Annotated in this window: 23 protein-coding genes; 12 read left to right on the top strand and 11 right to left on the bottom strand. The window is 72.4% G+C overall.

The window, feature by feature from the left end; translation table 11 throughout:
• Positions 1 to 4: 4 nt before the first annotated feature.
• Positions 5 to 391, bottom strand: a complete 387-nt coding sequence (locus E1292_RS28940; RefSeq protein ID WP_132598550.1) for a DUF6285 domain-containing protein — start codon at positions 389 to 391, stop codon at positions 5 to 7.
• Positions 392 to 519: 128 nt separating this feature from the next.
• Between E1292_RS28940 and E1292_RS28935 the strand changes: the two genes are divergently transcribed.
• From E1292_RS28935 to E1292_RS28925, 3 genes are read left to right on the top strand one after another with little or no spacing between them, the layout of a single operon-like run.
• The gene (locus E1292_RS28935) at positions 520 to 1302 is read left to right on the top strand and encodes a CPBP family intramembrane glutamic endopeptidase (protein WP_132598548.1); all 783 of its coding nucleotides are present in this window, start codon (positions 520 to 522) and stop codon (positions 1300 to 1302) included.
• Between the two features lie 47 nt (positions 1303 to 1349).
• Positions 1350 to 2540, top strand: coding sequence for an acyl-CoA dehydrogenase family protein (locus E1292_RS28930; protein WP_132598546.1), 1191 nt, complete (start codon positions 1350 to 1352; stop codon positions 2538 to 2540).
• Entirely contained in the window at positions 2537 to 3478 is a 942-nt protein-coding gene (locus E1292_RS28925) for a phosphotransferase family protein (RefSeq protein WP_246090409.1), read from the top strand. Before E1292_RS28930 ends, E1292_RS28925 begins: the two co-directional genes overlap by 4 nt.
• Before the next feature lie 28 nt (positions 3479 to 3506).
• Here the strand turns inward: E1292_RS28925 and E1292_RS28920 are convergent, their stop codons facing one another.
• From E1292_RS28920 to E1292_RS28910, 3 genes are all read right to left on the bottom strand, one after another.
• Positions 3507 to 4109: a TetR/AcrR family transcriptional regulator gene (locus E1292_RS28920; protein WP_132598544.1), complete on the bottom strand. Its 603-nt coding sequence runs from the start codon at positions 4107 to 4109 to the stop codon at positions 3507 to 3509.
• Positions 4106 to 4540 (bottom strand): hypothetical protein, encoded by a 435-nt coding sequence (locus tag E1292_RS28915; RefSeq protein ID WP_132598542.1) that lies wholly within the window; start codon positions 4538 to 4540, stop codon positions 4106 to 4108. The genes E1292_RS28920 and E1292_RS28915 overlap by 4 nt, the downstream gene beginning before the upstream one ends.
• A 120-nt stretch (positions 4541 to 4660) precedes the next feature.
• Complete coding sequence (locus E1292_RS28910; RefSeq protein WP_246090408.1) at positions 4661 to 5176, bottom strand: DUF6609 family protein; 516 nt, start codon at positions 5174 to 5176, stop codon at positions 4661 to 4663.
• Positions 5177 to 5359: 183 nt separating this feature from the next.
• On the opposite strand from E1292_RS28910, the gene E1292_RS28905 reads away from it, so the two are divergent.
• Positions 5360 to 6040 (top strand): class I SAM-dependent methyltransferase, encoded by a 681-nt coding sequence (locus E1292_RS28905; RefSeq protein ID WP_132598538.1) that lies wholly within the window; start codon positions 5360 to 5362, stop codon positions 6038 to 6040.
• A gap of 92 nt (positions 6041 to 6132) precedes the next feature.
• Here the strand turns inward: E1292_RS28905 and E1292_RS52875 are convergent, their stop codons facing one another.
• Together E1292_RS52875 and E1292_RS52870 are read right to left on the bottom strand one after the other, a co-directional pair.
• Entirely contained in the window at positions 6133 to 6468 is a 336-nt protein-coding gene (locus E1292_RS52875) for a PP2C family protein-serine/threonine phosphatase (RefSeq protein ID WP_246090407.1), read from the bottom strand.
• Complete coding sequence (locus E1292_RS52870) at positions 6465 to 6809, bottom strand: PP2C family protein-serine/threonine phosphatase (protein ID WP_220447101.1); 345 nt, start codon at positions 6807 to 6809, stop codon at positions 6465 to 6467. Before E1292_RS52870 ends, E1292_RS52875 begins: the two co-directional genes overlap by 4 nt.
• 317 nt (positions 6810 to 7126) lie before the next feature.
• On the opposite strand from E1292_RS52870, the gene E1292_RS28895 reads away from it, so the two are divergent.
• From E1292_RS28895 to E1292_RS28880, 4 genes are all read left to right on the top strand, one after another.
• A complete protein-coding gene (locus tag E1292_RS28895; protein ID WP_132598536.1) occupies positions 7127 to 7894 on the top strand; it encodes a hypothetical protein in 768 nt (255 codons plus the stop codon).
• Positions 7895 to 8018: 124 nt separating this feature from the next.
• Complete coding sequence (locus E1292_RS28890; RefSeq protein WP_132598534.1) at positions 8019 to 9128, top strand: hypothetical protein; 1110 nt, start codon at positions 8019 to 8021, stop codon at positions 9126 to 9128.
• Between the two features lie 19 nt (positions 9129 to 9147).
• Complete coding sequence (locus E1292_RS28885; RefSeq protein ID WP_132598532.1) at positions 9148 to 10575, top strand: hypothetical protein; 1428 nt, start codon at positions 9148 to 9150, stop codon at positions 10573 to 10575.
• Entirely contained in the window at positions 10572 to 11849 is a 1278-nt protein-coding gene (locus E1292_RS28880) for an AAA family ATPase (RefSeq protein ID WP_246090406.1), read from the top strand. The genes E1292_RS28885 and E1292_RS28880 overlap by 4 nt, the downstream gene beginning before the upstream one ends.
• On the opposite strand, the gene E1292_RS28875 is transcribed toward E1292_RS28880, so the two are convergent.
• Together E1292_RS28875 and E1292_RS28870 are read right to left on the bottom strand one after the other, a co-directional pair.
• Complete coding sequence (locus tag E1292_RS28875) at positions 11814 to 12803, bottom strand: GNAT family N-acetyltransferase (RefSeq protein ID WP_132598528.1); 990 nt, start codon at positions 12801 to 12803, stop codon at positions 11814 to 11816. The genes E1292_RS28880 and E1292_RS28875 overlap by 36 nt on opposite strands.
• Before the next feature lie 64 nt (positions 12804 to 12867).
• Complete coding sequence (locus tag E1292_RS28870) at positions 12868 to 14442, bottom strand: MDR family MFS transporter (protein ID WP_246090405.1); 1575 nt, start codon at positions 14440 to 14442, stop codon at positions 12868 to 12870.
• 99 nt (positions 14443 to 14541) lie between these two features.
• On the opposite strand from E1292_RS28870, the gene E1292_RS55065 reads away from it, so the two are divergent.
• Both E1292_RS55065 and E1292_RS28860 read left to right on the top strand, forming a co-directional pair.
• Complete coding sequence (locus E1292_RS55065; protein WP_132598526.1) at positions 14542 to 15087, top strand: TetR/AcrR family transcriptional regulator; 546 nt, start codon at positions 14542 to 14544, stop codon at positions 15085 to 15087.
• Between the two features lie 88 nt (positions 15088 to 15175).
• The gene (locus E1292_RS28860) at positions 15176 to 15607 is read left to right on the top strand and encodes an ATP-binding protein (RefSeq protein WP_132598524.1); all 432 of its coding nucleotides are present in this window, start codon (positions 15176 to 15178) and stop codon (positions 15605 to 15607) included.
• Here E1292_RS28860 and E1292_RS28855 read toward each other — a convergent pair.
• Both E1292_RS28855 and E1292_RS28850 read right to left on the bottom strand, forming a co-directional pair.
• The gene (locus E1292_RS28855) at positions 15604 to 15960 is read right to left on the bottom strand and encodes a hypothetical protein (protein ID WP_132598522.1); all 357 of its coding nucleotides are present in this window, start codon (positions 15958 to 15960) and stop codon (positions 15604 to 15606) included. The genes E1292_RS28860 and E1292_RS28855 overlap by 4 nt on opposite strands.
• Positions 15961 to 16018: 58 nt before the next feature.
• On the bottom strand, positions 16019 to 16978 hold the full coding sequence (locus E1292_RS28850; protein WP_132598520.1) for a Ppx/GppA family phosphatase: 960 nt from the start codon (positions 16976 to 16978) through the stop codon (positions 16019 to 16021).
• Between the two features lie 231 nt (positions 16979 to 17209).
• Between E1292_RS28850 and E1292_RS28845 the strand changes: the two genes are divergently transcribed.
• Positions 17210 to 18061, top strand: coding sequence for a formylglycine-generating enzyme family protein (locus tag E1292_RS28845; protein ID WP_342775707.1), 852 nt, complete (start codon positions 17210 to 17212; stop codon positions 18059 to 18061).
• Between the two features lie 4 nt (positions 18062 to 18065).
• Entirely contained in the window at positions 18066 to 19202 is a 1137-nt protein-coding gene (locus E1292_RS28840; RefSeq protein ID WP_132598518.1) for a UDP-N-acetylglucosamine--N-acetylmuramyl-(pentapeptide) pyrophosphoryl-undecaprenol N-acetylglucosamine transferase, read from the top strand.
• Here the strand turns inward: E1292_RS28840 and E1292_RS28835 are convergent.
• Complete coding sequence (locus E1292_RS28835; protein ID WP_246090404.1) at positions 19187 to 20071, bottom strand: hypothetical protein; 885 nt, start codon at positions 20069 to 20071, stop codon at positions 19187 to 19189. The genes E1292_RS28840 and E1292_RS28835 overlap by 16 nt on opposite strands.
• Positions 20072 to 20086: the final 15 nt, after the last annotated feature.

The following is a 20086-nucleotide window of genomic DNA, read 5'->3' as shown; positions in this document are numbered from 1 at the left end:
GGCCTCAGCCGGTCCCGTGCCCGGGGCCGGGCGGGTGGCCGTCAGCCGGCGCCGGGTAGTCCGGGGCGGCCACCGCCAGCTTCGCCAGCACGGCCTGCTCCAGCACGGAGGTGAGCGCCTCACCGTCCTCGACGCGGCCCTCGCGGATGGCGGCGGCCAGCTCGGCGTCGTCGGCCACGCCGAGGGCGGCCAGCCGGGCCGCGTGCTCGCCGGCCTGGCCGGGGCCGAGCTCGATCTCCCTCTCCACCATGCCGAGCACGTTGATCGCGACGCGGGTGTGGTAGCGCGTCCTGCCGTCCACGGCAGGCAGCACGTCGGTCTGGAGGAAGTCGCGGACTGCGGCGACGAGCTGCGCCGCCGTGGGCACGTCGTGCGGGCCGGAAGGGGTCACCCGTCCAGAGTAGATTCGGCGGGACGCCGGCGGAGGCGCCGGGACGCGGCCCAAGGTAGGAAGCCGTCCTTCGGGGAAGGTACGGGGCCTTTATTCGGGTCCGATCATGTAGAGGCTAATCTGCGGCCATGACCACACAGTCTCCGCTCGCGCCCACCCCGGTGCTCGGGCCCCGCCTCATCCGGGCCGAGGTCATCGTCGTGCTGTCGGTCTCGCTCGGCGCCAGCGCCCTGGTGGCGTTCGTCCGGCTGATCGGGGCGCTCACGGCGCCGAAGGAGCTGAAGGGCCAGCAGGCCGTGCTCGTCGGGTCGATGGCGCCGGATCGGCCCTGGCTGGACCTGGCGTTGCAACTCGTCCAGATCGCGATCGCGGTGGCGCCGGTCGGGCTGGTGGCGTACCTGCTGGTGCGGTCGGGCGAGTCGCTGCGCACGATCGGCGCCGACTTCCGCCGGCCCGGGGGCGACCTGCTGCGCGGGGCGGCGCTGGCGGCCGTGATCGGCGGCTCGGGGCTGGCGTTCTACCTCGCGGTGTGGGCGGCCGGGGTGAACCTGACCGTCGTGCCCGGCGCGCTGCCCGAGGTGTGGTGGCAGGTGCCGGTGCTGCTGCTCGCCGCCGCGCAGAACGGCGTGCTGGAGGAGGTGCTGGTCGCCGGATATCTGCTGCACCGGCTGGGGCAGGCCGGCTGGACGCCGTGGAAGGCCGTCGCGGTCTCGTCGGTGTTGCGGGGGTCGTACCACCTGTATCAGGGGTTCGGGGGGTTCGTCGGGAACGTGGTCATGGGCGTGGTGTTCGGGCGGCTGTACCAGCGCTGGGGGCGGGCGATGCCGCTGGTCGTGGCTCACACGCTGATCGACGCCGTGGCCTTCGTCGGGTACGCCTTCCTGCGCGGCAAGGTGAGCTGGCTGCCCTGACGGCCAGGTCGGTTGACTGGGCAACGATTTGGCGTTGAGATCCTTCCATGAGCTTCGCCGTACCGGACCATGTCCGCCCTGTTCGCGACGCCGTCCACGCCTTCATGACCGAGCGGGTGGAGCCGGCGGAGCCGGTGCTGCACGCGGGCGGGCCGGCGGCCGCGCAGGCCCTGGACACCCTGCGGGCCGAGGCGAAGAAGGAGGGCCTGTGGGCGCTCGGCCATCCGCGCGAGCTGGGCGGCGGCGGGCTGCCGTTCCTCGACTACGTCTACGTCAACGAGGTGCAGGGGCGCAGCGAGTACGGCCAGCTCGCGCTCGGCACATTCACCCTGCAGGACTCGCTGATGCTGCACGAGCACGCCTCGCCGGAGCAGCGGGAACGTTATCTCGAGCCGCTGGTGCGCGGCGACATCTGGCCCAGCTTCGCGATGACCGAGCCGGCGGTGTCGAGCAGCGATCCCACGCAGCTCGTGACGTCCGCCGTGCTGGACGGCGACGAATGGGTGATCAACGGGCACAAGTGGTTCACCACGGGAGCGTCGCGGGCGGCGTACACGACCGTGATGTGCAGGACCGAGCAGGACGCTCCGCCGCACCTGGCGTTCTCCATGATCCTGGTGCCGACCGACACGCCCGGCTACACGATCGTGCGGGAGACGCCCGTGCTCGGGCTCGACGGGGCGCACTGCGAGGTGCGCTACGACGACGTCCGCGTGCCCGCGGGCAACCTGCTCGGGCCGCGCGGGCAGGGGTTCGTCATCGCGCAGAAGCGGCTCGGGCCGGGCCGGATCTTCCACTGCATGCGCTGGCTGGGGCAGGCGCAGCGGGCGTTCGACCTGATGTGCCGCAGGATGCACGAGCGGACCGCGTTCGGCGAGCCGCTGGCCGCCAAACAGCTCATGCGGCAGCACGTGTTCGACTCCTACGCCGAGATCCAGGCCGCCAGGCTGCTCACGCTCGACGCCGCCGAGGCCATCGACGCGGGTTCGCAGGCGCGGGTCGAGATCGGGGCGATCAAGGTGGTGGGGGCGCGCATGCTGCACAACGTGATCGACCGGGCCATCCAGGTGTACGGCGCCGCCGGGCTGACGCCCGACACGCCGCTGGATCGTATGTACCGGCACGCGCGTGCCGGGCGGATCTACGACGGGCCGGACGAGGTGCACATCGACGCGGTGGGGCGGCGCGTCCTGGGCGCGTACGCGGCGGGCGGCACCTGGACGTTCGGCCTGCGGTGAACGAGTCGCACGCCATCGCCGCCGAGGCGTTCGGCCCGGGCACGCGCGTCACGTCGAGCGTCAGGCTCCCGGGCGGAGCGTCACGGGAGACCTGGGCCCTGGACGTCGCCGCCCCGGACGGTAACCGGCACGAGCTGGTCCTGCGGCTCGACTCTCCCGGCGCGGCCCCGCAGGCCGAGATCGGCGGGGGCCTGGCGGCCGAGGCGAGGCTGATGCGGGCCGCGGCGGACGCGGGTGTGCCGGTGCCGGGCATCGTCGCCTCCGGCGCGTCGTACCTCCTCATGACCCGGGTCCCCGGCGAGACGATCCCGCGCAGGATCCTGCGCGACGACGCCTACGCCGCGGCCAGGCCCATGCTGGCCGCCCAGTGCGGGCGGGCGCTGGCGGCCATCCACCGGATGCCGCTGTCCTGCGCGCCGCGGGAGGAGCAGGAGGATCCCCTGGCGCGCTGGCGCGACCTGCTCGACCAGCTCGGCGAGCCGCATCCGGTGTTCGAGCTGGCCCTGCGCCGGCTCGCGGCCGACCGGCCGCCCGGCTCGCGGATGACCGTCGTGCACGGCGACTTCCGCAACGGCAACCTGATCGTCGGCCCGGAAGGGATCAGAGCGGTGCTCGACTGGGAGCTCGCCCACGCTGGCGACCCGCTGGAGGACCTCGGGTGGTTGTGCGTGAAGTCGTGGCGGTTCGGCTCGCCGCTGCCGGTGGGCGGGTTCGGGCACTACGACGACCTGATCGACGCGTACGAGCGGGCGGGCGGCGCTCCGGTGGACCGGGAGGCGCTGCGCTGGTGGGAGACGTTCGGCGTGCTCAAGTGGGGCGTCATCTGCGTCATGCAGACCATGCGGCACCTGCGCGGCGGCGCGCGGTCGGTCGAGCTGGCCGCGATCGGGCGGCGGGTGTGCGAGAACGAGTGGGACCTGCTCCAGATGTTGCGCTAGCGCACGGCCCGCGGTTGGCGGGCCTCGCTCAGCCCTGTCCCGCGGCGTGCGGTGCCCGGGCGCCGGACACCGCGGCGGCGATCACGTCCACCAGCCCCTCCACCACCTGCGTACGGTCCACCTGCGGATGCTCCAGCCACCAGTCGCCGGTCGTCTGCACCATGCCGACGAAGGCGTGCCCGAGCACCTGCGCCCGCACCGGATCGGCCACCGCGCCCTCGGCGGCCAGCACCGCGCCCAGCTCCTCCCCCAGGCCGCGCACCAGGGAGGTCATGCGGGAACGAATCGCGGTGTCCTCGGCCCCGGCCCGGTGGAACAGGAACCGGTACAGGTTGAGGTTCGCGGAGATCAGGTCGAGGTAGACGCTGATGGCGGCTCTCGCCCGGCCGCGCGGATCCATGCCCGGCGCGGCGAGCCAGGGCCGCAGCCGGCCGATGACCGTGCGCACGTGCCGGTCGGCCAGCGCCTGGTAGAGGCCGCTCTTGTCGCCGAAGTGGCGGTAGAGGACAGGTTTGGTGACGCCCGCCGCGGCGGCGATGGCCGCCATCGACACCTCGGGGCCGTCCTCGGTGATGACCCGGTCGGCCGCGTCGAGCAGCGCCCTGCGCCGATCCGGATCACGCCCGCTCACTTTCCCAGGATAGATCGCAACCGGGCGGGCAGCAGCGCCGAGAGCACCAGCAGCGCTCCGATGAGCAGGTAGAGGCCCGTCATCCCGGCCAGCGTGCCGGGCGGCTCGCCCGGCTGCGCCCACGGCACGCCGTCCGGCGGCGACCACGGCAGCCCGCCCGCTCGGGCCCAGGGCAGGCGGCCGGCGGCGCCGAGCGCGGCGTCCAGGTCGAGGGCGAACAGGAGACCGGCCGACGCCAGCGGCACGCCGCAGAACAGCGCCGCCGCGGGCCAGGCGGTGAGGACGGTGACGATGACGGCCACCGCCCCCAGGTAGGCCAGGCCGTACGGCGCGGGGCCGAACGTGGCGACACCCGTGCGCAGGGCCCTGGCGGCCGCCTCGGTCAGGTAGTAGACGGGGACGAACGCGGCCAGTCCGGCGACGGCTCCCATCACCTGTCGGGTCCCGTGGTTCACGTGCCGCCCCGCCCTCCCGCCGTCAGCCGCCGCTGGGTCCGCCGGAAACCTTATCGGGCCAGCTCAGCGGCGTGCGGGGATTCGCGGAAGGCGGGCTCAGGTGAAGGTCAGCGCCGGGTGACCGAGGAGCATCACCGCGCCGAAGCCGAGCTTCAGCAGCGCGTCGATCACGCCGAACACCGGCAGCGGGGCGTTGCTCCGCAGCCCGGCCGCCGCGTTGGCCATGGTGAGCACGCCGAGGAGGGTGATCAGCGGACCGTGGGCCAGGCCCATCGGGAGGAAGTGCACGCCCACCACGAACAGGATCCACAGCAGGACCGTACGGTCATCGGCGCCTTTGGTCCTGGAGAGCACGAGGTAGATCAGCCCGGCTTCGAGCACGAACGACCCCACGAGCCCGGCGATGTGGGCGAACGACGGCGAGCCGAGGCTGGGCAGCAGCGCGCTCAGGCCGCTGCCGACGAACCCGGCGGCGAAGCCGCCGATCAGGAACTGCAGCCAGTACGTACGGAAGATCCAGCTCAGGAGGAAGCCGGTGCCCACACCGATCAGGAACAGCCCGCCCCCGCGGATCAGCGGATAGGGGTGATCTCCCACAGCGGACAAAACCATATGAACATGCGACATGCCGACTTCTTTCACAAAAGGGGGAAGTCACCTTAGCGGATCGTCGGCACGTCCCGGATCACCACCCGGCCCAGGCGGGACGGGGGCCGAGCGGGCGGTGCGGGATCCGGATCGGAAGGTAATGACTGTCGATCACGTGCCTCGCCCTCCGCGGGATAGTTTCGAGGCATGCGCAACTCTGGCACGGGCCCCGGCCCCATCACCCCGGACGGATCCCCTGTCGACTTCTACAGCCTGCTGGAGCCGGGCGGCGAGCCGGAGATCGTCGCCCAGGTCACCCCGCCCGGCGGCACCGTCCTGGAACTGGGGGCGGGTGTCGGCCGCGTCACGCACCCGCTGGTCGAGCGAGGCTTCGAGGTGGTGGCCGTCGACGAGTCCGCCGAGATGCTGGCCCGCGTGCGCGGCGCGCACACGGTGCTGGGCCGGGTGGAGGACCTCCGGCTCGACCGCCGCTTCGACACGGTCATGCTGGCCTCCCAGCTGGTGAACACCGTGGACGACGCGGTCAGGCACGCTTTCCTGGCCACCTGCGCGCGGCACGTCAAGCCGGGGGGCGCGGTGCTCCTCCAGTGGATGCCGGCCGACGCGCACGACCGGTGGCACGTGGGCCAGAACCGCCGGGACGGCGGCATCACGATCACCTTGGCGGCCGTCGAGCAGGTGTCCCCCGGCATCTTCCAGGCGACCATGCGCTACACCCACGGCGAGGACAAGGTGTGGACGCAGTCGTTCTCGTCCAGGCGGCTCACCGACGAGGACCTGTCGGCCGAGCTGGCCGCCGAGGGACTGCGGCTCGACCGTTTCCTCACCGACGACCGTACCTGGGTCGCGGCGTCCCCGACCTCCTGATCGCGGTCGTTCCGAGCGGGCGCCTTTACAATGTAGATCACGCCCGCCTCCCAGTCATCCGTCCGGCCGGTTGATGCGGCGCCCGGGCCCCGTCAGCGCGTCCGGGCCACCAGCAGGGCGATGTCGTCCTCGGCGGGGGTTTCGCCCACGATCGAGCCGATCACCGAGGCGCACAGGTCGTCCAGCGGCAGCGAGGCCCGGGCCAGGGCGGCCCCGAGCCGCCGCATGCCCGCCTCCAGGTCGCTCCCGCGGGTTTCGATCAGGCCGTCGGTGTAGAGCGCGAGCACGGTGCCCCGGTCCAGCTTCAGCTCCAGGGACTCGAAGGAGCCCAGCCCGACGCCGATCGGGGTGCCGCTGGGCAGGCTGGGAAACTCCACCTCGCCTGACGGGTGCAGGAGCGCGGGCGGCGGGTGCCCGGCACCGGTCATGACGCAGCGGCGGGTGGCCGGGTCGTAGAGCGCGTACAGGCAGGTGGCGCCCGTGGGGTCGGTCGGCGGGCCGCAGCCGCGATGCCGTGCCCGGTCACGTCGCCCACGACCAGCACGATCCGGCCGTCAGGCAGCGGGATCGTGTCGAACCAGTCGCCGCCGACCCCCTCGTGCAGGTCGGAGGGCAGGTAGCGGGAGGCCACGTCGACCGCGCCGCCCCCGTCCAGCCGGCGCGGCAGCAGGTTGCGCTGCAGGGCGAGCGCGGCGTTGCGCTCGCGGGTGTACTGGCGGGCGTTGTCCAGGCTCAGCGCCGCCCTGGCGACCAGCTCCTCGGCGAGCACCAGGTCGTCCCTGCGGCCATGCCTCCACCCGTCGTGTTGCGAATGGCCCCCATTTCCGCCAGCATAGCCACGCTGACCTGCGATGACGCACTCTGGTCCGAGCCTTCGCGCCCAGGCCGCCCAGCCCGGGCGCGTGGTCGAGGCCGAAGGCGGCGCTGATGCGGGCCGGGTGGGTGGTGGCCTGCGGGAAGGTGCCGCGCCGGCCGTTGTGATCGATCTCCTCCGCGTACGGGTCCGCTTTACGTTGTAGATCTCATCATGGCGTCGTTCTTTGCGTTTTTACTGGAAAATGCTGGGACGGTTGATACAGTCGCGCCATGAGTGACCGGCTGGACGATCTGGAAAGGCGGATCGACGAGCTGCGGGCGGGCGTACGCACGGCGATGCGGGCCAGGGACGGCGCCCGGGCCCGCGTCCTGCGGGCCGAGCTGCGCGGCGCCGAGCGCGCCTGGGACGCCCTGGTGAGCGGCGAGCGGCCCGTCAAGGAGGAGCCGCCACGCCTGGTCACCGTGCGGGAGCAGGTGCACCAGGGGCTGCGGCTCCTGGGCGCGGCCGCGCAGCCGAGACTGATCGTGGCCGTCAGCGCCGCGTTCTTCGGCGGCACCATCAGCAGCAGCCGGCTCACCAGCCTGCGCAGGGACGAGGAGCGCTCGTTCAGGTCGTCGCCGTTCGGGCGGCCGTACTACCTGTGCGCCGCGCTCACCGACCGCCTCTCCCCCGCCCGCGGGCTCCTCACGCTCAGCGCCTGGCCGCTGGAACGGCGTGTGGTCGGCCCGCTCAGTCCCCGTGTCGACTTCCTGACCTGCGCCATCGCGGTGGCCGAGCAGGAAACCGGCGACGAGCGGGCGGACAGGTTACTCGTCAGGATGGCCAGGAACATCCCCGGCGCGGCCGACGGCACGCTGGGCCCGCCCCACCGCGGGCGGGTGATCGAGGCGGCCAGGGCCGAGCTGCGCGTGCACGCCGACCGCGACACGCGGGACCGCGCCGAGCTGGCGCAACGCGCCGTGGCACAGCTCGATGACGCGGCCCGCCTGTTCGGCGCCGCTACGCTGGGCACGATCAAGAAGGAGTACGCGACGTGAGCGGCTTGAAGCGCGACACCCGGGCCCCCGGCCTGCCGGAGCGGAGCGAGGCCATGGACCCGGCGACCACAGCGGGGGAAGGCGGCGGCACAAGGCGGCCGAGCGTGCCGAGCGGAGTGCGGCCATGAACCCCCAGCACCGGCTCGACGTCCTGCGGGGCGTCACGCCGCCGCGCCCTCACGACGCCCGCGCGATCGCCGCCCTGGCCGCCAACCCCGGCTGCGCCCGCCGCGCCCTCATGGACGGCGCCGGCGTCGACAAGGACGCCGCCGCCCGGCACCTGGGTTTCCCCGCGCCGTTCGGCCAGTCGCCGTTCGCGATCACGCGCGGCAACGTGTTCGAGGCGCTGGTCAAGGCCGACGGGTGCGCGGAGCTGCTGCGGATGCTGCGCGAGCTGCTCGGCCTGCCCGTCGCCGAGGTCGCCTACCACGACGTGGAGAACGTCGGCGCCCACCTGCGCCACGCCCACACCAGGACGCTGATCGACCGGGCCGCCCGCGACGAGCACGACGCGGGCACGCTGTACGACCACCCGCTGCTCAGCCTGGAGATCGCCGGTCACACCGCCTACCTGGAGCCCGACGTGGTGGCGTTCCAGCTCGGCGGCCGCTTCCACATCGTGGAGATCAAGTCGTTCGCGGTGATCGACGGGCAGGCCGACCCCTCGGCGGTGGCGGCGGCCGCCCGCCAGGCCGCCGTCTACGTGCTGGCGCTGCGCACGCTGCTGGAGGAGCTGGGCCACGATCCGCTGAAGGTCTCGCACGACGTGGTGCTGGTCTGCCCGGAGAACTTCGCCAACCGCCCTGTCGCCTCGCTGGTCGACGTGCGCAGGCAGCTCGCCGTGCTGCGCCGCCAGCTCACCAGGATGTCCGCCCTCGACCGGCTGCTCGAAGGGCTGCCCGACGATCTGACGTTCGACCTGCGGCCGGACGACGACGGCCGGCCTACCAGGCCGGTCGCCGAGCTGGCCGACGCGCTGCGCAGGACGACCGCCCGCTACGCCCCCGACTGCCTGTCCACGTGCGACATGTGCTTCTTCTGCCGCGACGAGGCCCGGCAGGAGGGCGCCTCCGACCTGCTCGGCCGGCAGGTGCGCGACGAGCTGGGCGGGGTGGCCTCGGTGGCGGAGGCGCTCGGCCTGGCCGACGGCACCCGCGACCCCGCCGCGGGCCAGGAGGAGATCGCGCGGCTGCTCCGCAACGCCGAACGCCTGCGCAAGGAGTGCCTGACGTGAGCCCGCGAGGGAGACCCACGTGAGCCTGCTGACCTCGCTCGCCCGGCTGCGGGCCCTGGACGAGGGCATCGCGCAGCCCATCGCGACCGTCCGGCACTGCCATCTGGCCGACCGGCCGATGGTGTTCATCCCGCTCAAGCTGTCGGGCGAGGCCGCCGCGCCGCTCGCGGCCATGCTCGGCGCCGACCGCGACCGGCCGCGCCTGCTGGTGGTGGCCCAGCCGCGCAACCGCGACCTGCGCTTCGCGTGGGCGGCCGAGCTGGCGGGGGTGCTGCTGCCGTACGTCGAGGGGTTCCTGCGCGACACCGAGACGGTGGAGCGCAGGAACGCCGACCCGTACGAGCGGGCGATCGACGCGCCGCAGATTCTCGTCCCCAACCGGGCGGGCGTGGCCTTCGTCCGGCTGCTGGGCCGCTCGATGCGTTTCCGCCGGGCCGACGGGCCCTACCCGGTGCCGGAGTCGGTGCCGCTGCTGGGGCGGTGGCTGACGTATTTCGCGGAGCGGGCGGCGTACCCGGGCTCGTCGCTGATGCCGGCCATGACGGAGGAGCTGGGCCGTCACTGGGCCAGCGGGCAGAGCGGCCTGGAGGACGCCAACCTGGCCGCGCTGCTGGCCTGGATCACCACCGGGCCGAGCGACGACGCCGAGGACCCGCTGATCTGGCCGCCCGCCGGACCGGCGACCGACCCGGGGTTCGACGCGGAGGTGCTCGCGCCGGCGATGGAGAGCGGCTCGGCCGAACGCGTCACGGAAGCGCTGCGCACGCAGCTGGAGCCCTCGTGGCGGCTCATGTGGCAGGCGATCGACCTGCTCGCCGGGCTGGAGGAGGGCGCCGGAGTGGCGTCGCGGTGGGAGCAGGACCGCGGCTCGTTCAGCGGCATGGCCGCGCACGTCGCCGAGGGCGCGCCGCCGCAGCCCCGGCGCGACGGCGCGGTCGCCGCCGCCGCCAGGCTGGCCCGCATGGAACGCGCCCAGGCCGCCTACGACGCGCAGCGCGCCTACGACGACCCGCTCGTGATGGCCGAACACCGGCTGACCGGGGAGGCGTTCGCGGGCGAGGTCGTCGACACCGACCCCGGCAACACCGAGGGCGAGGGCCGCTCCCGGAAGCTCCGGCCGCTCGTGGTGATCAAAACCGACGATCCCGTACGCCTCTCGCCCGGCACGTCCCTCGGCACCCCGCAGCGGCGCGCGCAGGGCGCGGAGCTGGTGTCGGCCGGTGAGGGCCTGGTCACCGTGAAGATCACCAAGGGCATGGGCCGCGGCAGGACGGCGGCGCCCGGCGCCGTGCCCGAGATCGGCGAGCGCGTCTGCTACACCTCGCTGACGGACGACTTCCAGGGCTCGCCCGCGCTGCCGGACGCCGAGGCCACCCCGTGGACGCACGGCGGGCCGCCGCGGGAATACGTGCCCGACGACGAGGACGCCCAGGAGGAGTGGTCGTGACCGCCGGCCCGGAGCAGGTCATCAGGAACGTCCTCGCCGACCTGCCCCGCCACCGGGGCGTGGTGGTCGACTCCCCGCCGGGTGCGGGCAAGTCCACGCTGGTCGTGCGCGCCGCCGCGCACATCGCCGCCACCGGCGAGCCCTTGATGATCGTCGCCCAGACGAACGAGCAGGTCGACGATCTGGTGACGCGGATCTCCGGCAAACATGCACACCTGACGGTGGGCAGGCTGTCGGCCGGCGGGTACGTGCCGCCGCTGCGGATGCTGGAGCTGCCCGGCGTGCGGGTCGGCACGAGGATCCAGGATCTGGGCGACCCCGACATCGTCATCGCCACGGCCGACAAGTGGGCGTGGATCGGCGGCCGGGTGTGGCCGTGGGCGATCGTGGACGAGGCGTACCAGATGCGCTCGGACAAGCTGCTGCGGATCGCGGGGCTGTTCGAGCGGGCGCTGTTCGTGGGCGATCCCGGGCAGCTCGACCCGTTCTCGATCGTCGACGGTGACCGCTGGTCGGGGCTGTCGTGGGATCCGCTGCAGAGCGCGGTGTCGGTGCTGCTGCGGCACAACCCCGATCTGCCCGTGCACCGGCTGCCGGTGTCGTGGCGGCTGCCCGCGTCGGCCGCGCCGGTGGTGTCGCGGGCGTTCTACCCGTTCACCGGGTTCCGGTCGGGCACGTCCGACGGGGATCGGCGGCTGGAGCTGGCCACCGGCGGCATGGGCACGCCGCACGACCGGGCACTGGAGGAGGCGGCCAGGTCGGGGTGGGCGCTGCTGGAGCTGCCCAACCGGCACACCGTGCGCACCGACGCGGAGGCCGTGCAGGCGGTGGCGCTGCTGGCCGGGCGGCTGCTGCAGCGGGGCGCGGTGGCGAGCTCCGAGCAGGGCGAGCGACCGGTGACGGCGGACCGCGTCGCGGTCGGCGCGGCGCACCGCGACCAGGTGGCCGCCATCCGCGCCGCCGGCGTGCCGCCGCAGATCACCGTGGACACCGCCAACCGGCTGCAGGGCCGCGAGTACGACGTGACGATCGTGCTGCACCCGCTGTCGGGGCGCAGGGACGCGACGGCCTTCCACCTGGAGTCGGGCCGGCTGTGCGTGCTCGCGTCACGGCACCGGCACGCGTGCGTGGTGGTGGCCAGGGCGGGCATCGCCGAGCTCCTCGACGCGCACCCGTCGGCGGAGCCGGTGCAGCTGGGGGTGCCGGTGAAGTTTCCCGACGGGTGGGAGGCGAACCAGTCAGTGCTGGAGCACCTCTCCCGCCACCGCGTCTGACCCGCCCGCCCGCCGGAGGCGGCGGCGCCACACGTCGATGACCATGATCTGGCGCATGCCCGCGGATTCGTACAGCCCCAGCGCGGGCGTGGTGTTGTTGCTGTCGACGTGCAGGATCGTGCCCTGGCGTCCGCGGGCGGCGTCGGCGGCGAACGCGTGGCGCAGCAGGAAGCGGCCGAGGCCCCTCCCCCGGTGTCCGGGCAGCACCGCCAGCGTGGCCACGTAGCCGCAGTTCTCGTCGGACACGAACTGGTCGTTGCCCATCACCATCCCGGCCGGACGCCCGTCGAGGCGGGCGAGCGTGAGCTGGCTCCAGTCGTTGACGCTCTGCGCCTGCTTGCGTTCGTGCCACAGGTCGTAGCCGGTCGGGACGAAGCCGAAGTGCTCGGCGAACGCCTCCTGCTGCACCTCGTGCGCCACCCGCCGTACCTGCTCGCTCTCCCCCGTGTGCAGGGTGAGCCCGGCCAGGGCGGCGGGCACCCCGGCGGGCGGCTCGATCGGGCCGTCGTGGTCGATGCGCATGCGGTGGAAGCTGGTGCCCGGCTCGAAGCCGAGGGCCTCGACCGTGGCCCGCTTGCCGTGGTCGGCGCGGTAGACCCCGACGTGCAGGGTGACGCCGTCGTGGCCGCGCTCGTCCCCCATCTCGCGCGCCCGGTCGCGGACGAGCGGCCACAACCGGCCGGCCAGCGGCTCGGCGCCGGGACGGACGATCACGTCGACGTCCACCAGGTCGCCGTCGCCGCTCGGGCACGCCCAGGCCCAGCCGTCGAGCCGGCCGCCCTCGTCGTAGGCCAGCCAGCCGTCCCTGTCGCGGTCGAAGCCGGGCTCCACCAGCTCGTCGGCCACGTCGTCGAGGGTCATGTCGGGTGCGCCGAGCACGGCGACGTCGCGGGCCTTGATGAGCTCGTGAACGGCCGCCGCGTCGTCGACACGGGGACGCCTGATGCGATGCATAGGGGGATTGTCCATGCCCGCACCGCCCGCGCGCCTTCCCTTTTCCTGGCGGCGCACGGTTCCCTCATCCCGCCGCGGGGGTGACCGCCTTCTCGTCCGACGCGTCCACCGGGGTGGCCCCGCGCAGCGGGATCTCCTGGATGAACGCCGCCAGCACCGGCACGGCCACCGCGAACGCGATGGCCCACCAGAAGACGCCGGAGATCGACGCCGCCAGCGACTCCAGCAGACCGGTGCGGACCTGGGCGGGCATGGCGGCGACCGCGCCCGGGTCCATCCTGGCGCCCGTCCTGGCCATGCGCTCGGCGGTCTGCGCGCCGAACCTGCCGGTCAGCTCGGACAGCAGCGCGCTGTTGAAGATCGCCCCGAACATCGAGACGCCGAACGAACCGCCGATCGACCGGAAGAACGTGGTCGCGCTGCTGGAGACGCCCAGGTCCTTCTGCTCGACGCTGTTCTGGGCGATGAGCATCGTGGTCTGCATGAGGAAGCCCATGCCGAGGCCGAGCACCGCGATGTAGACGCCGGTCAGCCAGGCGGGCGTGGTGACGTCCATGGTGGACAGCAGCCACATGCCGACGGCCATGCCGGCGCCGCCGACCACCGGGTAGACCTTGTACTTGCCCGTGGCGGTGATGGCCTTGCCCACGAACAGCGACACCACCATGGAGGCGCCCATCATCGGCAGCAGCAGCAGTCCGGAGTTGGTGGCGGTGGCGCCCTGCACCATCTGCTGGAAGAGCGGCAGGAAGTTGATCGCGCCGAACATGGCGAAGCCGAGCAGGAAGCCGATGGCCGAGATCAGGGTGAAGTTGCGGATCCGGAAGAGCTGCAGCGGCATGATCGGCTCGGCCGCCCGCCGCTCGACCAGGACGAACACGGCCAGCGTGACCACGGCGAGCGCCGCCAGGGTGAGGATCTGCCAGGAGCCCCACGCGTACTCGTTGCCGCCCCAGGTGGTGATGAGCACCATCGCGGTGATGCTGACCGACAGCAGGATCGCGCCCGCCCAGTCGATGCGCACCTGCGTCTTCTCCACCTTGGGCAGGTGCAGCCTGAGCACCAGCAGGACCAGCGCGATCGCGCCGATCGGCAGGTTCACGTAGAAGGCCCAGCGCCAGTCGAGATTGTCGGTGATGAAGCCGCCGACCAGCGGGCCCGCGATCATCGCCAGCGACATGACGCCGGCCATGATGCCCTGGTACTGGCCGCGTTCGCGGGGCGGCACGAGGTCGCCGATGATCGCCATGACGTTCACGATCAGGCCGCCCGCGCCCAGCCCCTGCACCGCGCGGAACGCGATCAGCTCGGCCATGCCGTCGTCCGGCCCGCCGAGCATCTCGGAACCGGCCATTCCGCAGAGCGCCGAACCGATCATGAAGATGACGATCGAGATGATGAAGATGGCCTTGCGGCCGTACAGGTCGCCGATCTTGCCCCAGATCGGCGTCGAGACGGTCGTGCCCAGCACGTACGCCGTGACCACCCAGGACAGGTGTGCCAGGCCGCCGAGCTCCCCCACGATGCGCGGCATGGCCGTGCCCACGATCATGTTGTCGAGCATCGCCAGCATCATCGCCAGCATCAGCCCCGGCAGGACGACCATGACCTCACGGCGTCGTCCGACTGCCTCCGCCACCACTTACCCCCCAGTGTGCACACTCCTTACTTGCCGACCGGCAAGCGTAGAATAAGCTAGATACTTACTTGTCGGCCGTCAAGTCGAAATAGGTGCGAAGTGCGGGAAGACACGCGAACCCGGATCCAGGAGATCGCGCTCAGGCTCTTCACCGAGCAGGGCTACGAGGCGACCTCCCTGCGGGAGATCGCCGAGGAGCTCGGGGTGACGAAGGCCGCGCTCTACTACCACTTCAAGACCAAGGACGACATCGTGGCGAGCCTGGTCGATCTCCGGCTGGCCGACATCGAGGAGCTCCTCGGGTGGGCGCGCAGCCGTCCCAAGACCCCGGAGATGCGCCGGGAGCTGGTCGAGCGTTACGCCGAGTACCTGCGGCGCACCCGGCACCAAGGTGTGGCGAGGTTTCTCGAGCGCAACCAGACGGCGCTGCGCGACCACCCGACGCTCATCAAGATCCGCGAGCGGATGATGGAGCTGACGCGCGAGATGAGCGGGCCCGAGGCGACGCCCGTCGAGCGCATCAGCCACTCGCTGGCGCTGTTCGGACTGCACGCGGGCAAGTGGCTGGCCCTGGAGAGCGAGCTGTCGGAGGAGGAGATCCACAAGGCCACCGTCGAGGTGGCCATGCGGCTCATCGAGCCGTGATCGTTCCGGCCTGTCCGCCCTGGAGGGACGATTGGGGCGCGAGATCCGGGGCAGATGGACCACACGCATCGATCCGGGAGGAGGCCCGGTGGAGACCACGATAGCGCTTCGACTGCCCCGCGATGCGGCGAGCGTCCCGCTGATCAGGGAGATGCTGGACGGCACGCTGCGCTCGCTAGGCGTCGATCCGCCGGTCCGCGACGACATCGAGCTCATGCTCACCGAGGCGTGTTCCAACGTGATTAACCACGCGGCGCCCAGCGACGACTACCGCGTCTACGCCATCGTCGACGACGAGCGGTGCGTCATCCAGGTGGTCGACCACGGAGGCGGTTTCGACCCGCGCGAGATCGTCGACCACGGGCCCGGGTCCGAGCACGGACGCGGGCTGCAGATCATGCGGGCCCTCGCCGACGACATCCGCTTCACCAACAAGCACGAGGACGGGGCCATGGTGTGCCTGGAGAAGCGCCTGCGCTACGCGCCCGGCGCGGCCGGCACCCATCTCATGACCACCTAGATCTTGCTGGGCCGCTCCGCCGGCCTGTGGTCGCGCAACCGTACACGGTGCGGGTGGCCGCCGGCGGACCCGCGCTCCGCGGGACGCCCACCGAGGTGCAACCGCCGGCGCACGCGGGGCGTGCTCCCGCTCAGCTCGGCCCGCCGCCGCGCCGGCACGGCGCGGCCGCTCAGCTTCAGCTCCAGCCGTCTCTCCCTGCGGCTCAGCCGTCTCCACGCCACGCGCCAGTTGATCATCACGGCGGCGATCGCCACGAAGGTGACCATAGCGACCACCGCGATGAGCAGCACGGCCATGACGATGAGGAGGACGACGACCGTCAGGGCACCGATCGCGCCGAGCACTTCCACCATTCGGCAGAAGATGCCCGGCCGCCACCGGTCTATGCCAGATCTTGGGGATATAACGGGCTTACTTGGCCACGCCGTTCGCCTGGTCGAGGCGGCCGGGCAGGAGGTCGAGGCGGCGCAGGATGACGCCCTCGCGCAGCGCCCACGGGCACACGTCGAGCCGCTCCACCTCGAACAGGTCCATGGCCGCGTCGGCGACCAGCGCGCCCGCCGCCAGCTGCGCCGCCCGGCCCTCGGACACGCCGGACAGCTGGGCCCGCTCGGCGGCCTCCATGGTGGTCAGCTTGGCCGCCCAGTCGGCCATGTCCGCCCGCGACAGCGAGCGCGCGACGTAGGGGCCCTCGCTGGAAGGCGCCGCGCCGGCGATCCTGGCGAGCTGCTTGAAGGTCTTGGACGTGGCCACCGCGCGGTCGGCGCCGCCGTATCTCACGACGTCGCCGACGGTGCGGGCGATCTCGGCGCGTACGTGCTTGCGCAGCTTGCGCACCTCGTCGGCGGACGGCGGGTCGCCGGTGAACCAGTCGCGCGTCAGCCGCCCGGCGCCCAGCGGCAGCGACACGGCCACGTCGGGCTCCTCGTCGACCCCGGCGGCGATCTCCAGCGAACCGCCCCCTATGTCGAAGGCCAGCAGCCGCCCCGACGACCACCCGAACCACCGCCGTACGGCCAGGAACGTCAGCCTGGCCTCGTCGCGCCCGGACAGGACGGTGATGTCCACCCCGCAGCGCTGGTCGATCTCGGCGAGCACCTGCTCGCCGTTGGAGGCCTCGCGCACGGCGGAGGTGGCGAAGGCCACGAGGTCCTCCACCCCCTTGTCCTCGGCGAGGGCGACGGCCTCCTCCACGAAGGCGCCCAGCCGCTCGATGCCCTTGCCGGCCAGCCGGTTGTCGTCGCCGAGATGCTCGGACAGGCGCAGCTCGACCTTGTGGGAGTAGGCCGGCATGGGCCGGGCGCCGCGATGGGCGTCGACGACCAGTAAGTGGACGGTGTTCGAGCCGATGTCCAGCACGCCGAGTCGCATGGTGAAACGCTACAGTCCTGCGGCTTCGACGACGACAGGCGGCCCGGCGCGGCCGGGCGCGGCGGGAGGAGGGCGGCCGGCTCCCGAGGCGGCCGCGGGGTGGGGCGACCGCGTCGTGAAGGGCGTGCCGCAGGCACTACCCTTCCTTGGTGTCACGACACGTTGGGGGGATCTGTGAACGCTTGCTGCGGCCCGAGCAGAAACGCCACCTCTGAGCCCGTTCAGGAGGCCGTGAAGATCACTGTACGCCGGACGGCGCCGCGCGGCATGGTGCGCATCCCCGGCGGGACGTTCCTGATGGGCGGGGACGACCCCGACGGACGGCCGGACGACGGTGAGGGGCCGGTCCGCGAAGTGCGGCTCGACCCGTTCCTGATCGATCCGGCGTGCGTGACGAACGCGCAGTTCGCCACGTTCGTCAAGGAGACCGGCTACGTCACCGAGGCCGAGCGGATCGGCTGGTCGTTCGTGTTCCATCAGTTCGCCACGGGTGGGGTGATGGACGCCTCCGTACCGGGCGCGCCCTGGTGGGCCGGGGTCGAGGGGGCCACGTGGCGCTCGCCGGAGGGCCCCGGCTCCTCGATCGGCGACCGGCAGAACCATCCCGTGGTGCACGTGTCGTGGAACGACGCCACCGCGTACGCCACGTGGGCGGGCAAGCGGCTGCCGACCGAGGCGGAGTGGGAGATGGCGGCCAGGGGCGGGCTGGAGCGCAAGAAGTACCCGTGGGGCGACGAGCTGACCCCCAAGGGCCGGCAGCGCTGCAACATCTGGCAGGGCCGGTTCCCGACCGCGCCGAGCAAGGGGACGGTGCCCGTCAAGTCGTTCCAGCCCAACGGCTACGGCCTCTACAACGTCTCGGGCAACGTGTGGGAGTGGACGACCGACTGGTGGGGCACGACGTGGGAGGCCTTCGCCGACAACCCCACGGGGCCGGCCGAGGGCGGCGCCAAGGTGATCCGCGGCGGGTCGTACATGTGCCACGACTCCTACTGCAACCGCTATCGTGTCGCCGCCCGCACCTCCAACACTCCTGACTCCTCTTCAGGACACACGGGTTTCCGCTGTGCGGCTCTAGTCTGATCGCATGTCACGAACCCTGCGACTGTTGATCACCGGCGGCGGCACCGGTGGTCACACCTATCCGGCCCTGACGACCCTGTCGGCCGTTCAGCGACGTCAGGTGCCGCACGACGTGCTCTGGGTGGGCACGGCCAACGGTCTCGAGGCCAGGATCACCGCCGAGCACGGCATCCCGTTCAAGGCGATCACGACGGGCAAGCTTCGCCGCCGCCCCAACCTCAAAGAGCTGGGCACGAACATCGCCGACGTGTTCCGCATCCCGGTCGGGGTGTTCCAGGCGGTGGGGCACGCGGCCCGCTACCTGCCCGACGTGGTGCTGTCGACCGGGGGTTACGTGGCGGTCCCCATCGGCGTGGCGGCCAAGCTGATCCGCCGCCCGCTGGTGATGCACGAGCAGACGACCGTGGTAGGGCTGGCGAACCGGATCCTGTCCAGGCTGGCGACCAGGATCGCGCTGTCGCACGAGTCGTCGCTGGAATACCTGCCGGCGGCGGCCAGGAAGAAGGCCGTGGTGACGGGCAACCCGATCCGGCCGGAGCTGCTGCAGGGCAACAGGGCCGCGGCCTACGACCTGTTCGGGCTGACGTTCGAGGTGCCGCTGATCTACGTGACGGGCGGGGCGCAGGGCAGCAAGCAGATCAACACGCTCATCGCCGAGGTGCTGCCGCGGCTGCTGCCGCACGCGCAGATCGTGCACCAGTGCGGGCCCGCCTGGATCGACCAGATGCGGGCCGTCGCGCTGCCCGGCGAGCTGGCCGAGCGCTACCACCCGGTGCCCTACGTGGGAGCGGAGCTGGCCGACCTGTTCGCCGCGGCCGACGTGGTGATCTCGCGCAGCGGCGCGGGCACGGTCTCGGAGCTGACGGCCATCGGCAAGCCGTCCGTGCTGATCCCGCTGATCCCGACCGGCGGTGACGAGCAGCGCAAGAACGCGGGCTACCTGTCCTCGGCCGGCGCGGCCAGGGCGCTGCTGGAGCCGCACCCGTCGGCCGACCAGCTGCTGGCCGAGCTGATGCCGCTGCTGGCCGACCCCGAGCTGCGGCAGGCGATGGGGCAGGCGGCGGCCGGGATCGGCCGCGTGGACGCGGCCGAAGCCCTGTGCGACGTGCTGCTGGAGACCGCGGGTCAGGGTTCGAGGTAGCGGAAGGCCTCGTGGGCGGAGCTCACGCTCCGCCTGAGCGCCTGCTCCAGCCGGTCGGCGTCGCGCGCCAGCCGTTCGAGCTCGGGAACGGCGAACCCGTCGGCCCCGGTCTCGGCAACGAGCTCCTCGTACTGATGCATCCGGCCGCGCAGCTCCTCGATCTGCTCGTGGGCCACGTACGCGCGCTCGGCCTCGGTGACGTTGGCGGCGTACCGCTCCAGCGCCTCCACGCGGGCCAGCACCGCCGCCTCGCTGCTGTCGAGCGCCCCGGCCAGCGGCCTGGCCACGGCCTCCACCTCGGGCGTGAGCCCCTGCGAGACGGTCTCCCTGTGCTTGGTGCGCAGCGCGGACAGCTTGGCCAGCAGCCGGGCGATCTCCCACTCCTGCGCGGGCAGCATCACGGCGTTGCGCACGTCGTCGAGCATGCCCTCGGCGTTGACCCGGGAGCCGGTCACGGTGCCGATGGCCCGCTGGGCGCGGGCGAGCAGCCGCCTGGACGACTCGTCGAGGTCGCCGGTCAGCACGTAGCGGCCTTCGTACCAGCGCAGCTGCTCGTAGATCTGCCGCTCGTACGCGTCGTCGTCCTCTTCGGCCAGATCGTTCCTGACGAAGAGGACGACCATGACGGGGATGAGCATCAGCAGGAGCATGAGGATGCCGAGTCCCCTGCCCAGGCCGCCCACGCCCAGGACCAGTCCGAAGAACGCCACCGTGCCGAAGCCGGCGGCCATGCGATATCGCGCGCTCGACGCGGCCCGCCGCGATTCGGGCGCCCAGCCCTGGCGCATCTTCATCAGCACCAGCCGGCCCTGCCTGAGCAGCTGAGCGTCATCGGGCGGCACCCCGGGGTCTACCACCACATCCGCCACAAAACCGGATCCTAA

Source organism: Nonomuraea deserti (assembly GCF_004348685.1).
Taxonomy (GTDB): domain Bacteria; phylum Actinomycetota; class Actinomycetes; order Streptosporangiales; family Streptosporangiaceae; genus Nonomuraea; species Nonomuraea deserti.
This window is presented reverse-complemented; position numbering and strand designations above follow the sequence as displayed.

What these genes read in the sequence shown, in the direction of transcription:
- E1292_RS28935 (WP_132598548.1), top strand. Translation starts at nt 520, where the DNA reads ATGACCACACAGTCTCCGCTCGCGCCCACCCCGGTGCTCGGGCCCCGC.
- E1292_RS28930 (WP_132598546.1), top strand. Translation starts at nt 1,350, where the DNA reads ATGAGCTTCGCCGTACCGGACCATGTCCGCCCTGTTCGCGACGCCGTC.
- E1292_RS28915 (WP_132598542.1), bottom strand. Translation starts at nt 4,540, where the DNA reads ATGGGAGCCGTCGCCGGACTGGCCGCGTTCGTCCCCGTCTACTACCTG.
- E1292_RS28910 (WP_246090408.1), bottom strand. Translation starts at nt 5,176, where the DNA reads ATGGTTTTGTCCGCTGTGGGAGATCACCCCTATCCGCTGATCCGCGGG.
- E1292_RS28905 (WP_132598538.1), top strand. Translation starts at nt 5,360, where the DNA reads ATGCGCAACTCTGGCACGGGCCCCGGCCCCATCACCCCGGACGGATCC.
- E1292_RS52875 (WP_246090407.1), bottom strand. Translation starts at nt 6,468, where the DNA reads ATGACCGGTGCCGGGCACCCGCCGCCCGCGCTCCTGCACCCGTCAGGC.
- E1292_RS28895 (WP_132598536.1), top strand. Translation starts at nt 7,127, where the DNA reads ATGAGTGACCGGCTGGACGATCTGGAAAGGCGGATCGACGAGCTGCGG.
- E1292_RS28890 (WP_132598534.1), top strand. Translation starts at nt 8,019, where the DNA reads ATGAACCCCCAGCACCGGCTCGACGTCCTGCGGGGCGTCACGCCGCCG.
- E1292_RS28875 (WP_132598528.1), bottom strand. Translation starts at nt 12,803, where the DNA reads ATGCATCGCATCAGGCGTCCCCGTGTCGACGACGCGGCGGCCGTTCAC.
- E1292_RS28855 (WP_132598522.1), bottom strand. Translation starts at nt 15,960, where the DNA reads ATGGTGGAAGTGCTCGGCGCGATCGGTGCCCTGACGGTCGTCGTCCTC.
- E1292_RS28850 (WP_132598520.1), bottom strand. Translation starts at nt 16,978, where the DNA reads ATGCGACTCGGCGTGCTGGACATCGGCTCGAACACCGTCCACTTACTG.
- E1292_RS28840 (WP_132598518.1), top strand. Translation starts at nt 18,066, where the DNA reads ATGTCACGAACCCTGCGACTGTTGATCACCGGCGGCGGCACCGGTGGT.